13 protein-coding genes are annotated in these 13,535 nt (G+C 67.0%); all 13 read right to left on the bottom strand.

Annotation, left to right across the window (positions count from 1 at the left end; translation table 11 throughout):
- Positions 1 to 66 precede the first annotated feature (66 nt).
- The 13 genes from AC1ROK_RS25585 to AC1ROK_RS25525 all read right to left on the bottom strand — a co-directional run bounded on the left by AC1ROK_RS25585 (position 67) and on the right by AC1ROK_RS25525 (position 13,491).
- A complete protein-coding gene (locus AC1ROK_RS25585; protein WP_492852219.1) occupies positions 67 to 822 on the bottom strand; it encodes an amino acid ABC transporter ATP-binding protein in 756 nt (251 codons plus the stop codon).
- Complete coding sequence (locus AC1ROK_RS25580) at positions 822 to 1,658, bottom strand: amino acid ABC transporter permease (RefSeq protein WP_492852217.1); 837 nt, start codon at positions 1,656 to 1,658, stop codon at positions 822 to 824. The genes AC1ROK_RS25585 and AC1ROK_RS25580 overlap by 1 nt, the downstream gene beginning before the upstream one ends.
- The gene (locus AC1ROK_RS25575) at positions 1,655 to 2,482 is read right to left on the bottom strand and encodes an ABC transporter substrate-binding protein (protein ID WP_492852215.1); all 828 of its coding nucleotides are present in this window, start codon (positions 2,480 to 2,482) and stop codon (positions 1,655 to 1,657) included. The genes AC1ROK_RS25580 and AC1ROK_RS25575 overlap by 4 nt, the downstream gene beginning before the upstream one ends.
- A gap of 359 nt (positions 2,483 to 2,841) precedes the next feature.
- Entirely contained in the window at positions 2,842 to 4,041 is a 1,200-nt protein-coding gene (locus tag AC1ROK_RS25570) for an ABC transporter permease (RefSeq protein ID WP_492852213.1), read from the bottom strand.
- Positions 4,038 to 4,724, bottom strand: a complete 687-nt coding sequence (locus tag AC1ROK_RS25565; RefSeq protein WP_492852211.1) for an ABC transporter ATP-binding protein — start codon at positions 4,722 to 4,724, stop codon at positions 4,038 to 4,040. Before AC1ROK_RS25565 ends, AC1ROK_RS25570 begins: the two co-directional genes overlap by 4 nt.
- Complete coding sequence (locus tag AC1ROK_RS25560) at positions 4,721 to 6,196, bottom strand: efflux RND transporter periplasmic adaptor subunit (RefSeq protein ID WP_492852209.1); 1,476 nt, start codon at positions 6,194 to 6,196, stop codon at positions 4,721 to 4,723. The genes AC1ROK_RS25565 and AC1ROK_RS25560 overlap by 4 nt, the downstream gene beginning before the upstream one ends.
- Positions 6,193 to 6,663 (bottom strand): hypothetical protein, encoded by a 471-nt coding sequence (locus AC1ROK_RS25555; RefSeq protein ID WP_492852207.1) that lies wholly within the window; start codon positions 6,661 to 6,663, stop codon positions 6,193 to 6,195. Before AC1ROK_RS25555 ends, AC1ROK_RS25560 begins: the two co-directional genes overlap by 4 nt.
- A gap of 647 nt (positions 6,664 to 7,310) precedes the next feature.
- Complete coding sequence (locus AC1ROK_RS25550; RefSeq protein ID WP_492852205.1) at positions 7,311 to 8,516, bottom strand: sensor histidine kinase; 1,206 nt, start codon at positions 8,514 to 8,516, stop codon at positions 7,311 to 7,313.
- Positions 8,513 to 9,178 carry a response regulator transcription factor gene (locus tag AC1ROK_RS25545; RefSeq protein ID WP_492852203.1) on the bottom strand — a complete coding sequence of 222 codons (666 nt, stop codon included), beginning with the start codon at positions 9,176 to 9,178 and terminating at the stop codon, positions 8,513 to 8,515. Before AC1ROK_RS25545 ends, AC1ROK_RS25550 begins: the two co-directional genes overlap by 4 nt.
- Before the next feature lie 147 nt (positions 9,179 to 9,325).
- Entirely contained in the window at positions 9,326 to 10,153 is an 828-nt protein-coding gene (locus tag AC1ROK_RS25540) for a carbohydrate ABC transporter permease (RefSeq protein ID WP_492852201.1), read from the bottom strand.
- Between the two features lies 1 nt (position 10,154).
- The gene (locus AC1ROK_RS25535; RefSeq protein ID WP_492852199.1) at positions 10,155 to 10,997 is read right to left on the bottom strand and encodes a carbohydrate ABC transporter permease; all 843 of its coding nucleotides are present in this window, start codon (positions 10,995 to 10,997) and stop codon (positions 10,155 to 10,157) included.
- Positions 10,998 to 11,092: 95 nt separating this feature from the next.
- Positions 11,093 to 12,403, bottom strand: a complete 1,311-nt coding sequence (locus tag AC1ROK_RS25530; protein ID WP_492852197.1) for an ABC transporter substrate-binding protein — start codon at positions 12,401 to 12,403, stop codon at positions 11,093 to 11,095.
- Positions 12,400 to 13,491, bottom strand: coding sequence for a LacI family DNA-binding transcriptional regulator (locus AC1ROK_RS25525; protein ID WP_492852195.1), 1,092 nt, complete (start codon positions 13,489 to 13,491; stop codon positions 12,400 to 12,402). Before AC1ROK_RS25525 ends, AC1ROK_RS25530 begins: the two co-directional genes overlap by 4 nt.
- Positions 13,492 to 13,535: the final 44 nt, after the last annotated feature.

The following is a 13,535-nucleotide window of genomic DNA, read 5'->3' as shown; positions in this document are numbered from 1 at the left end:
CGCAGGGATGACACCCGGTGGGTGGGCGCGATTGGGGCTTGGCCCAAAACGCGAGCAGCGCTTGCCCTAAACCGTCGCCTCCAGCCGTCCCGCTGCGATAATCCGTTCCAGGAACTTCTGTGTCCGCGGATTCTCCGGTTTCGAGAACAGCTGGTGCGGGTTGCCTTGTTCGACGATGCGGCCGCCGTCGAGGAAGCAGACGCGGTCGGCGACGTCGCGGGCGAAGCCCATTTCGTGGGTGACGATCACCATGGTCATGCCGCTGGTCTTCAAATCGCGGATGATCTTCAGCACTTCGCCGATCAGCTCGGGGTCGAGCGCCGCGGTCACCTCGTCGAGCAGCAGCACGTCGGGTTCGGTGGCGAGCGAGCGGACGATGGCGACGCGCTGCTGCTGGCCGCCCGAGAGCTGCTCGGGATAGGCGCGGGCATATTGGCCGAGGCCGAACAGTTCGAGCAGTTTCAGCCCGGCCGCCTCGGCCTCGCGGCGATCGCGGCCATGCACGCGGACCGGCGCCAGCGTGATGTTTTCGAGCACGCTCATGTGCGGGAAGAGGTTATAGGCCTGGAAGACGATGCCGACGCGCTTGTAGAGCCCGGTGCGGCCGAAACTCTCGTCGTAGATGTCGACGCCGTCGAGCCTGACGGTGCCTTCGTCGAACTCGGTGAGCCCGTTGATGCAGCGGAGCAGGGTGGATTTGCCGGAGCCGGAGGCGCCTATCAGGCACACCACTTCGTGCGGCGCGATCGAGAGATCCACCGCGTCCAGCACCTGGCGCTCGCCATAGAACTTGGTGAGCTGTTCGATCTCGATGCGGTTCATTACCGGGCACCCTGGAGGCGGCGTCGGCGGTCGCGGCGCTGCAGGTGATCGGTCAGGCGCGCCAGGGGAATGGTGGCGAGCAGGAACAGGATCGCGGCGACGACGAGCGAGGAATAGTTGAAGGTGCGGGCGGTGTAGATCTGCGCCTCGCGCACCGCATCGCGGACGCCGAGCACCGAGAGCAGGGCCACATCCTTCTGCAGCGCGACGACGAGATTCAGCATGGCCGGCACGACATTGCGCAAGGCCTGCGGCAGGATGGCGTAGCGCAAGGTCTGCCACTGGGTGAGGCCGAGCGCCTTGGCCGCCATGCCCTGGCCCTCGTGCACCGCCTCGATGCCGGAGCGATAGACCTCGGTGGCATAGGCCGAATAGCTGAGGATCAGCGCCACGCCGCCCCAGAACAGCCCTTCCTTGGGCAGGCCCGGCAGGTTCAGCGCCGGAATGCCGAAGCCGAACAGCAGCACCAGCAGGAGCGCCGGCAGGCCGCGGAACAGATCGACATAGACGATGGCGAAGACGCGCAGCGGCGCGAACCAGGGGCCACTCATGGCGCGGAAAATCGCCAGCACCAGCGCCCAGATGCCGATGCAGACGAGGCTGATCAGCCAGATCTGCAAGGAAACGAGGAAGCCGCGGGCGACGCCCGGCGCTGCCTCAATCATGGCGTCGATGGAAAAGAACTGGCTCTGGATGCGCGGCCATTGCTCGGCCGAGCCGACGAAATAGGCGATGGCGCCGAACACCACGACGACGCTGACCAAACTAATAAGGACCGGCGCGAGCCGGTCCTTGAGAGCGATCTGCCGGCGTCCCTTGCCGGGTCGTCGTGTCATTGGCTGATCACCGGGATGGTTGGGTCGGCGACCAGGTATTTGGTGACGAGCTCGTCAATGGTGCCCTTTTCCTTGAGCTTGGCGAGACCCTCGTTGATCCACGGCACGATCGGGTTCTCGTAAGCAAAGAGCAGGCCGAGGCCTTCGTCCTTGGGATCCTTGGGGAGGAGCGCAGTGATCTTGGCCTCCGGGACCTGCACGGCGGTGGCATAAAGCGCCGTCGGCAGCGCCGCGACGGTGGCGTCGATCTGGCCACCCTGCAGCGCCTGGAACACGCCCGCCTGGTCGTCGAACACGGCGGCATCGGCAATGCCGAGCACGTTGGTCACGTAGTCGAAATCGGTGGTGCCGACGGCAACGCCCCACTTGGCCGCCTTCAGGTCGGCGAAGCTCTTGGCGCCGGCGACGGTCGAGGTCGGCAGGGCGATCACCGCCTTGTCGGACTGGTAGTAGATATCGGAGAAGGTTGCGACCTTGGCGCGATCCGGGGTGACCGAGATCTGCTGGATCGAGAAATCATAGGCCTTCGGGCCAGGCGCGATGGCACCGTCGAAGGTCACGTCGACCCACACCACGTCTTCCTTCTTGAAGCCGAGCTCGGCCGCCAGCGCGTAAACCAGCGCCGCCTCGAAGCCTTCGCCGGCTTCCGGATTGTTGTCGAGCACCCATGGCGGATAGCTCGGCTCGGAGGTCGAGACGGTGAGCTTGCCGGGCGTGAACAGCCGCGGGTCGTTGGGAGTCTTTTCCTGCGCCAGCACCGGCGTGACGACCATCGCCATCACAGCCAGCAGCGCAATTGTCAGAACATTGTGCTTTTGAGCCATCTTCACTCTCGTGTTTCCGCCCGGCGGCAAGCCGAAATGCCCCGTCCACCAAGCCCCGCCGGGGAATTTACCGACAATCCGGCGCGACGCCAGCCATAGAATTGCAGAGATTCGGAATGACAGGAAAGTTCATTGCATTTGCAATGAGTTGCGGGGAATGGGGGGCATTTGGCGTGGGATAGTTCGGTGCGCACAGAGCACCCCCCACCCTGTCCCTCCCCCGCAAGGGGGGAGGAGACGCCCACACGGGCGTCAGTGTCTTGGTCTCCCTCCCCCTTGCGGGGAGGGGACAGGGGTGGGGGTATTCTTCCCGCACCGGCCTGTCAGCCGGGTTGCGATCAGGTACGATGCCTGGCCGCTCACCCGACGCTCAGCGCCTCGGTCGGCGCCAGCCGCGCGGCACGGATCGCCGGGTAGAGCCCGGCTACGCCGCCGATCAGCAGCGTGGCCGCCATGCCGCCGGCCGGCACCCATATCGGGATATCGACCGGCCAGCCCATGACGTGGGCGTAGCCGACCGTCACCAGCGCGCCGATCAGGACGCCGCTGCCGCCGCCGAGCAGGGCCAGGAGCAGCGCCTCGCCGAAAAACTGCATGCGGATATGGCCGCGCGTCGCGCCCTGCGAGCGGCGGAGGCCGATTTCGGCGCGCCGCTCCAGCACGGAGATCACCATGGTGTTGGCGACACCGATGCCGCCGACCAAGAGCGCCACGGCGCCGAGCCCGAGCAGCAGGCCGGTGAAGGCGACGTCGGCCGCCGCCTCGGCGGCCAATGCGTCGGAGGGGCGGGAGACATCGACCTCGTTGGGCGCTTCGGGGTTGGCGGTGGGGGCGAGGATGTTGCGGACGGCTTCCACTGCGGCGGGATCGGTACGAAGATAGAGCGTGGTGATATCGCCCTCGAAATCGAGGTAGCGCTCGCCGGCGGGCCAGCCGATCAGTGCGCTCAGATCGAGCATGGGCGCCAGCGAAACCGGCGCGAGAATGCCGACCACGGTGAACCAGCGGCCGCCGAGCCACACCTGTTGGCCGATCAACCCGCAGCCGATGCCGAGCCGGGCGGCAGCGCGGGCGCCGAGCACCACGGCGGGGTAGTTCGCCGTGGCAGCGTTGAGCCAGGAGCCGACGGCGACCTGCGCGCTCAGGGTTTCGAGCAGATTGAGCTTGGCCGCGTAGACAGCGAGGCCGCCCGACTGGCTCGCGGGGATGCGGTTGGAGCGATAGATCCGCGCATCGGCCAAGACGCCGATGGCGCTCACCATTTCGACCTCGGGAATGCGGCCGAGCATGGCGATGGATTCGGGCGGCATGGTCGCGGCTTCGCCGAACATCGATTTGCCCGGCCCGGCGCTGAGGAGGTTGGTGCCGAGTTCCTGCAGCAGCTGGTTGAGCTGGGCGCGGCTCGAGGTGGAAATGCCGACCACTGCGATCATCGCGGTAATGCCGATGGCGATGCCGAGCGCCGAAAGCACGACGCGCAGGGGCCGGGCCGTTAGGCCATAGGCGGCGAGCCGCAGCACATCCATGGCCAGCAGCTTGGCTGGCTGCAGCGCGCTCATGATGGGCTCCTCCTGGTGTCTTCGATCACTTGCCCATCGCGCATGGCGGCCTGCCGGTCGAAACGGGCGGCGAGGTCGCGATCATGGGTGATCACCACCACGGCGGTGCCGGCGCGGTGGAGGCCGAGCAGCAGCTGCACGACGCCTTCGCCCGAGCTGCTGTCGAGCGCTCCGGTCGGCTCGTCGGCGAGCAGCAGCAGCGGCCGCCGCGCCAGAGCGCGGGCGATGGCGGTGCGCTGCTTTTCGCCGCCCGACAGCTGGTGCGGCCGGTGGTCGAGCCGGTGGGCAAGCCCCACCTCGCGCAGCGCCGCTTCGGCGCGCTCGCGCCGTTCGCGCAATCCGGTGCCGGTGTAGAGGAGGCCATCCGCGACATTGTCGAGCGCCGAGACGCCCGGCGACAGGTGGAAATGCTGGAACACGAAGCCGATGTGGCGGGCGCGCAGTGCCGAGAGCTCGCTGTCGCGGAGTTTCTCGACCGCCAGCCCGCCGATTTCGACCGTGCCGGCACTGGCGCGATCAAGCGTGCCGATGATGTTGAGCATGGTGGATTTGCCCGAGCCGGAGGGGCCGACAATGGCGACGAGCTCGCCACGGGAGATCTCGAGGCTGACATCGCGCAGGGCGAAGACGCCGCCGGCAAAGCCGCGCGAGACGTTCCTCAGGGAGACAATGGTTTCCCTCATCCGGGCACGCTGACCTGCTCGCCCTGGCTGATGCCGTCGCCGCTGACTTCGACCCGCCCGGCGGCGAACAGCCCGGTATCAACCGGGACGAGCCGCGTACCGCCATCGGTCAGCAGCTCGACGGCAAAGCCGCCTTCCGGCCGGGCCAGCAACGCGGCGATCGGCACCGAGAGCACGTCGTTGCGGCGCTCGCTGACGAAATCCACGTCGACCGACGCGACTTCCAGCCCGTCGAGGGCCGCCTGGTCGGCGATCGCTATGGTCACCTCGATATTGCCGTCGGTCACCACCGAGCCGACCTCGGAGATCTTGCCGGCCACCTCGCGATCGTCGGGCAGGGTGACGGTGACGGCGCGACCGACGGCGGCCAGCGCCTGGTCGGCGACGGCGAGCGGCACGGTCACCAGCTTGGTGGTGCTGGAGTAATCGAGGATCGAGCTGCGGTCGGCGGAGGCGGCGAGCAGGGTTTCGCCGACACTGGCGTCGTGCGCCGCCACATGCACCGGCCCCTCTGCAATCACCAACTGGCTGAGACTGACAATGCCGGTGACCGGCAGGCCGGAGAGGCGTTGCCAGCTGCGCACCTGTTCGCCGAGCGGGCCGGCATAGCCGAGGGCGGCGAGATTGTCGGCCAGTTGCGCGATATCGGCAGTGTCGGCGGCGCGCGCGATGAGCGCCGCGTGGGTGTCGCGCAGCGCGTCGCGCTTTGCCGCAGCGTCGGCAATGGCGACGCGGGCTGCGACGGCATCCAGTTTTGCCGCGGCGAGGTCCTTGTCGAGGGTGCGGATGGCGGCGGCCACGGCGGCGCGGGCCTTGGCGAGCTCGGCTTCGGCGGCGGCGATTTCGGCGCTCGGCGCCAGCTCGGCGGCCGAGAGTTCGGTGACCCGGGCGAGCTTTGCCGCAGCGACCGCGACGGCGCTGCTCAGTTCAATGAACTCGGGAAGGGCAGGGGCGCTGGCGCTGGCGTCGGCGAGCCGGGCGGCGAGGTCGGTGCTGCGTGCTTCGGCATCGGCGAGGCGCTGGGTTTCGAGCGCCACCGTCAGGTCGGCGGCGGCCACGGCGGCTTCGCTCTGTTCGAGTTCGACCCAGACGGGGACGTCCGTATCGGCATCGAACCGCAAGGTCCGGTGTTGCGGCACGATGCCGTAGAACAGGATGACCGGCTGGCCATCGAGCCCGTAGAGCGGTTCGCCCCGCTCAATGATTGCACCCACCGGCGCCAGCGCGGTGACCATGGCGGAGGCGCCGGCGAGGCTGGGGCGCAAGGCCGTGAGCTCGCTATAGCCGAGCGTGCCGGTGACGGTCTTGCTATCGACCAGCTCGCCCAGGGTGATCTCGGCCGTCGCGATGGGGGCCGCGCTGGGGGCAGCCGATGGAGGCGCCGGCTGCAGCAGCACAAAGCCCGCGATCGCGACGGCCCCGGCGGCAACAGCGAACGCGCCGCCGGAGAGCATGGTGCGAAAGGGGATCATCCGCCGATCATGATCCGGGCGCCACCGCTCAGCTCGCGGCAGGCATCCATGGCGGCGCGGAGCTTTGGATCGTCCGGTCCAGCGCCGATCTTGCCGGCATCGAAGCCGCCATCGGGGCTCGGATCGGGGAAGTTCGGCAGGCCGTGCTCGCGCACGCATTGCGCCAGTTTGAGCAGGCCCTCGAGTTGCTCGGGGGTGACGCCTTCGCCGCGCATCCCCTCGGGAGCGAGATCATGGCAGGCGGCCGAGGCCTTCTCGAAGCGGGCGGCGCTGCCGGGGGTGATGAGGAAGCGCATGCCCTCGCCGGGCGTCGGGTCGGGGAACTCGGCATAGCCGTTGTCGCGCATGCACTGGGCGTAGGCGAGGGCGGCATCGTCGTTGTCGGCCGGCTGCTGCGCGAGGGCTGGTAGCGGGGCGACCAGCAGCAGCGCGGCGCTGAGGAGGGGGAGGAAGGTCTGGGTGAGCATCGTTCACGTCTCCGTCGTTGGGTGAGACGGGAGTACGAGATCGGGTATTAGGCGGGTGTTAGGTGGCTAGTTCGCTCGGGAACTCGCTGCACACTCGATGCCCACCTCCCCCTCGACGGGGGAGGCAAGCGCAGCTTGAAGCGAAGCGACCTAGCGGAGCTTGGAGGGGGTGCGCGGAGGCACGATGCCTGCGATTTGGCGGCTTCAGCGAGCATCGAGCGCGTGGCACACCCCACCCCCCTCCCGGCCATTCGAGCATAGCTCTCATGGCCTTCTCCCCTAAAATCGCTCCACCGGAGCGATTTTGCCTACGGCCGGCTCGAAGCCCGTCAAGTGGAGGGTGCCGGCTGGTGTTGCCGCTGGATCGAGCCCAAACTCGATGCCCACCTCCCCCTGGACGGGGGAGGCAAGCGGAGCTTGGGAGCGAAGCGACTTAGCGGAGCTCGGAGGGGGTGTGCTGAGGCACGAAACCTACGATTTGGCGGCTTCAGCGATCATCGAGTGCGTGGCACACTCCACCCCATCCCTCCGCGTCAAGGGGAGGGTGTCCGGCCGGTGTTTGCGGCACCCCCCTCCCACCACGCTTTCGCGTGGTCCCCCCTCCCCCGCAGGCGGGAGAGGGAGTCCGACTGCGCGTTCGTGGAGGACTAAAGCTCGGCCGCCGGAAATCGCACCCGTACCACGAGCCCACCACCTTCGCGTGGGCTCGCTTCCACCTCGCCGCCATGCGTGTGGGCGACGGAGCGGACGATGGAGAGGCCGAGGCCGGCGCCGCGGGTGATCGGGGTGCGGGTCGGGCCGGCGAGGCGGTCGGTGGTGGCGAGGCGGCGGAACGGCTCGAACAGGCCCGGCACTTCGTAGGCCGGCACGACGGGACCGGTGTTCTGGACGGTGAGCTTGACGGTCTTGCCGCTGAGCGCGGTGCTCACCCGGACCCAGCCATCAGCGGGCAGGTTGTACTGGATGCCGTTCTCGATGAGGTTCTGGATCAGCCGCTCGATCAGGAAGGCGTCGCCCAGCACGGCGCCGGGCTGGAACGCTGTTTCGAGGGTGACGCCAGATTTCTCGGCGATGGGGCGAAGCTCGGTGATGAGGTGGCCGGCGATTTCGCCGAGCTCGACAGGGTGGAACTCGGCGGCGCGCTGCTCGCTGCTGGCGAGGGTCAAGAGGCCATCGGTCAGCTTTTCGTGGCGCTGGTTGACGGCCAGCAGCGTCGTGCCGAGCTGGCGCAGCTTGTCGTCGGCGCCGGCCTCGAGCAGCGCCACTTCGATCAGCGTGCGGGTGATGGTGAGCGGAGTGCGCAGCTCATGGCTGGCATTGGCCACGAAGCGGCGCTGGCTGTCGAACGAGCGGTCGAGCCGCTCCAGCATGGCATCGAGCGTATCGGCGAGATCCTTGATCTCGTCCTTGGGGCCGGCAAGGGCGATGCGTTCATGGAGGCTCCGGTCGGCGACCCGGCGCGCGGTGGCGGTGATATCGCGCAAGGGCTGCAGCGCCTGGCCGGCCACCAGCCAGCCGATCACCCCGGCAATGATGGTGAGGATGCCGACGAGGATGAACGACACCATCAGCATGGTGTCGAGCGTGTTGACCCGCGCCTGTCGCACCATGACGCTGATGCGCCCGGCTTCATCCATCAGCTCGCGCGGTGGCAGCACGCCCGGGGCCCCCAGCTGGCCCTCGGCCATCGGCGCGTCGTCGGTCACCAGGCGGATGCTGAACTGCCGGTCGAGCACCACGCCGAGATAGAGATAGATGGCGACGATCAGCGCCACCCCGGCAACAAAGAAGGCGCCGGCATAGAGCAGGCTCAGCCTTGTGCGGATGGTCCAGGGGAAGCCCAAGATCTTCATTTAAGCCGGTACCCCACGCCCTGCACGGTTTCGATCAGCTGCGGCTCGCCGAGTTTCTTGCGCACGTTCATCACGGTGAAGCGCACCACGCCCGAGAACGGATCGATCTGTTCGTCCCAGGCTTTCTCGAGCAGTTGCTCGGCCGAGACGACGCCGCCATCGGCGCGCAGCAGTTCCTCGAGCACGGCGAATTCCTTCTTCGAGAGATCGATCGGCGTATCACCTCGAAGTACAATGCGGCGGTGGGGATCGAGCAGGAGGCCGGAGCGTTCGAGCACCGGCGGGATGGCGGGCCGGGCCCGGCGCGCCAGAGCCTGGACGCGGGCCACCAGTTCGGCAAAGGCGAAAGGCTTGGTCAGGTAGTCGTCGGCGCCGAGCCCGAGCCCGGCGACGCGCTGCGCCACGGCGGTGGCGGCGGTGAGCATCAGGATGCGGGTCGGCGATTGGGTTTCGACCAGCACGGCGCAGACCTCGTCGCCCGAGACGAGCGGGATATCGCGATCGAGCACCAGCACGTCGTAATCGTTGACCAGCGCCCGATCGAGCCCGGCTGCTCCATCATAGGCGACATCCACCGCCATGGCATGGAGCCGCAGGCCCTCGGCGATCGAATCCGCCAGTTGCCGTTCGTCTTCAACCACCAGCACGCGCAACCAGAACACCCCCGCTAACCGCCAGTCTATCTGGCTAGCGGATGGTCTGTTAGGGCGGCGTTAGGGCTGGAGCGTGGCGGGGGTGTGTGGAGGGAAACACTGGTGGTGCGTCATCCTTCCCGCGCGGCGGGGGAGGAACAGGGATAGGCTAGCGCCTTATCCCTTCGTCGACCCACCCGCCATGCCGTCGATGAAATGCCGCTGCAGCAGCAGGAACAGCATCAGGATCGGCAGCACGATGATCATCGCGGCAGCCATGATCTGCCCCCAGTCGCTGGTGTATTTGCCGCTGAGGAGGGTGAACGACACCACGGCCGTCATCTCGTTCTTGCTCTGCAGGAACGTTGAGGCGATCAGGAACTCGTTCCAGCAATAGAGCCCGATGATCAGCGCCACGGTGAGCAGCCCCGGTGAGACGATCGGCAGCATCACCTTCGAAAACACCTGCCAGGCATTGGCGCCGTCGAGGTTGGCGGCCTCCTCGAGCTCCTTGGGGATGGCGATGAAGTAGGTGCGCAACAGCATGATGGCGAAGGGGCTGAACATGGCGCAGTAGACGAAGGACACCGCGACGGGGTTGTTGATCAGCCCGAGCCGGGCGAAGCCGAAATAGAGCGGGAACAGGAAGAGCTGGATCGGCGCGGTGGTGGTGGCGAGGAAATAGGCGCTCACCGCCTTCCACGGCTTGATCTTCTGGCGCGCCAGCACATAGGCGGCGCCGGCCCCGGTGGTGAGCACCAACCCGATGGTCATCACCGTCACCTTGGCCGAGTTCAGCATGGTTTCGCCGAGCCGCGCATCGGTCCAGGCGCGCACGAAATTCGACCAGTTGAGCTCAGTTGGCCAGCTCAAGGGGCTGAGGATGATCTCGGGCGTCGTCTTGAAGGCGTTGAGCAGCATCAAGAGCAGCGGGCCAAGGGCGAACAGCGCGCCGAGCGCCAGCACGAGATAGGAGATAGTGCGCGACCAGCGGGTTCCGAGCATCTCAGTTCACCCTTTCCCGGGTCTGCAGCCGCACATAGGCGAAGGTGGCCGTGAGCCCGAACAGCGCGATGACCAGGGCGACAGCCGCGGCCCGGCCGAGATCGAACTCGAAGAAGGCGTTGCGATAGGCGAGGGTAGAGAGCACTTCGCTCGAATAGGCTGGGCCGCCCTGGGTGAGGATGTAGACGAAGTCGAACACCAGGAACGACCAGATCACCGTCATCACCATCATCAGCTTGATGGTGGGGGCGATGGCCGGGATCAGGATGTCGCGCATCAGCGCAAAGAAGCCGGCGCCATCGAGCCGGGCGGCCTCGACCATTTCCTCAGGCACCTGGCGGAGCGCGGCGAGAAAGATCACCGCGAGGAAGCCCCACCAGTGCCAAAGGTCGACCACGGCAATGCCGTAGAGCGCCGAGTGGGTGGCGGCTAGGGGATCGGAGAGCTCGATGCCGAAGCGGGAGAGCAGCCCGAACACGCCGGTATTGGGGTTGTAGATCATCCCCTGCCAGACCCGCGCGGTGATGGCGGTCGCCACCACCACGGGGATGAAATAGACGATCTGGAAGAAGGTGCGGCCGCGCTTGATGGTGAGCAGCAGCGTCGCCGCGACGAGCCCGATGGCGATCGGCACGGTGAGGAAAATCAGCGTCCACTTGAGGTTGTTGCCGAGCGCAATCCAGAACACCCGGTCGGCGAACATCGCCTCGAAATTGGCGAAGCCGACGAAGACCGGAGCCGAGAAGCCGTCCCAGGTGCAGAAAGCCAGAGCCACGGTCAGCAGCGCCGGGATCAGGATCAGCGCGACATTGATGGCAAGGGCAGGGAGGGCGAACAACCACATGGGCGGGGATTCCGGGGTGGGGAGTCACGGGACTCGTAGTGATCCTCCCCCGCGTGGCGGGGGAGGATTAGCGGAGAGGCCGGCGCCCATCAAAATCATGGCAGCGGCGGGACGCTGCCTTCGGCGAGCTCGGCCGCGAACAGCTCCTGCAAGCCGGCGAGGAACTTCTCGGGCGAGGCGGTGCCGAGCCAGAGCTCTTCGACGCCCGAGATGATGTACTGCTCGGATTTGGGCGGCCAGAAGGTCCAGGTGGTGTAGCCGTAATTGCCGCTGGCGAGGGCATCGGCGATCATCGTGGTCGCCTCCTGGTAGAGCGGAGTCACCTCACCCTTGAGCGTCACCTTGCTCAAGTCGGCGAGCGGCACGTTCCATTCGCCCTGCCATTGCGGCACGATCGCGCCGTAGAAATCGCCGCTGAACACATAGTCGATGACTTGCGCTGCCGTATCGGGGCTTGGCGAATGGGCGTTGATCGACAGGGTCGAGCCGATGCCGATCGGGAACAGCGGGTAGGGGACGCCGTCGGCTACCGGGATTGAGGTGAAGGCGGCCTTGGCGCCGGCCGGATCGAAATAGTCCTTCACCCAGGAGAAGGCCCAGGTGCCCTGCGGCGCCATGCCGGTCTTGCCGGTGACCATGCCGGCAAAGGCATCGATGGTCGAGGTGGAGAAGTAGTCCTTGCCGTAATAGCCCTTGTCGTACCAGGCCTTGAACTTGGTCATGGCGTCGACGAAGACCGGGTCGGTCCACGCCCGCTTGCCGGCGAGAGCCTCGTGGATGGCCGTGGGGCCGACCAGCTGGTTGAGCGCCACGGTGAAGAACTGCTCATTGGCCGGGCGGAACCCGGCATTGCCGGCGACGAACGGGGTCATCCCCTCGGCCAGCATGGTATCGGCGAGGGCTTCCATCTCGGCGACGGTCTTGGGCGCCGTCCAACCCTTCTGGGCGAACAGGTCGGCGTTGTAGAACAGGCCCATCGCCTCATAGTTCTTGGGGATGGAGTAGAGCACGCCATCGACCTTGCCGAGTGCGAGGAACATCGGGATCAGCCGCTCGTTCCAGCCGTATTTGGCGGCATAATCGTCGAGCTTCAGCAGTTGCCCGGCCTTGGCCATCGGCAGCGCCGTCGCCGGGCCGTTGGAGTTGATGATGTCGGGGCCGCCGCCGGACATCAGCGCCAGGCGCTGCTGGTTCTCGATGGCGTTGCCGCGATATTCGAGCGCCAGGGTCGAGCCTGGGTGGCTGGCATTGAAGCCTGCGACCAGGGTGTCGTCGAGCAGGCGCTGCTGCTCCGGGGTCAGTGCTTCGTACCACCACGAAGCCGATTGCGCCGCGGCGAGGCCGGGCGTCAGGAGGGTCATGGCCGCGACGGCCACGCCCGAAAACAGGCGAGAGAGATTTGTCATGAAGCGTTCCCTGATATGCCGGTGTCGGGGAGGCTCGCCTGCTGCACCTGTGAGGACGAGGTGTCGCCTCTGGGACGAGCAGTCGAAGCGCGATCTACGATTGTATAGGGCAATGCGACGGCCTCCCCCGGCCCCTCCACATCACCACGAACCCGGGCCAGCAGGCGTTTGCCAGCCAACTGGCCGAACAGCTCCTGCCCTAGGGATACCGTCGTCAGCGACGGATTGAGAACGTCGGTCATCGCCAGGTTGTTGAACCCGGTGACCGACATGTCCTGAGGTAGCGACAGACCTCTGGTCTGGCAGGCGCGGATGGTGCCGCAGGCCAGCAGGTCGTCGGCGCACATGATGGCGGTGGGGCGGCCGCTGCCCTCGGCGAACAGCTCCGCCGCGATGGCCGCGCCGCCATCGATCGAATAGCTCGGGGCCGTAACGACGCGTGGGGTGAGCCCCGCGGCGGCGAGCGCCGTGCTGTAGCCGCCGATACGGGCGCGCTCCGGGCCGCCGGGCGAGGCCATGAAGACGATGTCGCGATGGCCGAGCCCGATCAGCTGCGCCGTGAGCGCCGAGGCCACCTGGTGGTTGTCGACATAGTAGTCGTCGACCGGCAGCGGACCGCCGCGCTTGGGCGCCGATTCATAGCGCACGACAGGAATGTCGGCGTTAAGCGCTCCCGCGAGCTCGCGGATGGTGGCGACGAAGAACACCCCGACAATGCCGGCAACGCGGCGGTCGATGCAGAGTTCGATCATCCGCGCTTCCGCCGCGCCGGAGCCATCGGTGCTGAGCGCGATGACGTCGTAGCCTTGCGGTTCGACCACTTTCTGCACGGCGCGGATCAGCGGCGGATAGAACGGGTTGGAGAGATCGGGGACGATGCAGGCGATCATCATCGAGCGGTTGGTCTTCAGCGCCTGCGCCATACGGTTGGGCACGTAGTTGAGCGTCCTGGCGCTGCCGCGAATGCGTTCCTGCACCTCTGGCCTGATGCCGGCGGCATCGCCCGACAGCACCGACGATACGGCCGCCTGCGACACCCCGGCGTGGGTCGCGACATCCTTCTGCGTCGGTTTTCTGGTCGATTTCATCTTGAAACTCGGCTACTGATACGTATCAGTAAGCAGATGAGCCG

It is taken from the genome of Devosia sp. GW821-FHT12F11 (assembly GCF_058806655.1).
The sequence above is the reverse complement of the archived record's forward strand: the minus strand, read 5'-3'. Positions and strand labels throughout refer to the sequence as shown.

Bases quoted from the DNA above. Each gene is read 5' to 3' on its own strand.
- AC1ROK_RS25565 (WP_492852211.1), bottom strand. From the start codon at position 4,724: ATGAGGGAAACCATTGTCTCCCTGAGGAACGTCTCGCGCGGCTTTGCC.
- AC1ROK_RS25540 (WP_492852201.1), bottom strand. From the start codon at position 10,153: ATGCTCGGAACCCGCTGGTCGCGCACTATCTCCTATCTCGTGCTGGCG.
- AC1ROK_RS25580 (WP_492852217.1), bottom strand. From the start codon at position 1,658: ATGACACGACGACCCGGCAAGGGACGCCGGCAGATCGCTCTCAAGGAC.
- AC1ROK_RS25575 (WP_492852215.1), bottom strand. From the start codon at position 2,482: ATGGCTCAAAAGCACAATGTTCTGACAATTGCGCTGCTGGCTGTGATG.
- AC1ROK_RS25550 (WP_492852205.1), bottom strand. From the start codon at position 8,516: ATGAAGATCTTGGGCTTCCCCTGGACCATCCGCACAAGGCTGAGCCTG.
- AC1ROK_RS25555 (WP_492852207.1), bottom strand. From the start codon at position 6,663: ATGCTCACCCAGACCTTCCTCCCCCTCCTCAGCGCCGCGCTGCTGCTG.
- AC1ROK_RS25560 (WP_492852209.1), bottom strand. From the start codon at position 6,196: ATGATCCCCTTTCGCACCATGCTCTCCGGCGGCGCGTTCGCTGTTGCC.
- AC1ROK_RS25585 (WP_492852219.1), bottom strand. From the start codon at position 822: ATGAACCGCATCGAGATCGAACAGCTCACCAAGTTCTATGGCGAGCGC.
- AC1ROK_RS25530 (WP_492852197.1), bottom strand. From the start codon at position 12,403: ATGACAAATCTCTCTCGCCTGTTTTCGGGCGTGGCCGTCGCGGCCATG.
- AC1ROK_RS25525 (WP_492852195.1), bottom strand. From the start codon at position 13,491: ATGAAATCGACCAGAAAACCGACGCAGAAGGATGTCGCGACCCACGCC.
- AC1ROK_RS25535 (WP_492852199.1), bottom strand. From the start codon at position 10,997: ATGTGGTTGTTCGCCCTCCCTGCCCTTGCCATCAATGTCGCGCTGATC.
- AC1ROK_RS25570 (WP_492852213.1), bottom strand. From the start codon at position 4,041: ATGAGCGCGCTGCAGCCAGCCAAGCTGCTGGCCATGGATGTGCTGCGG.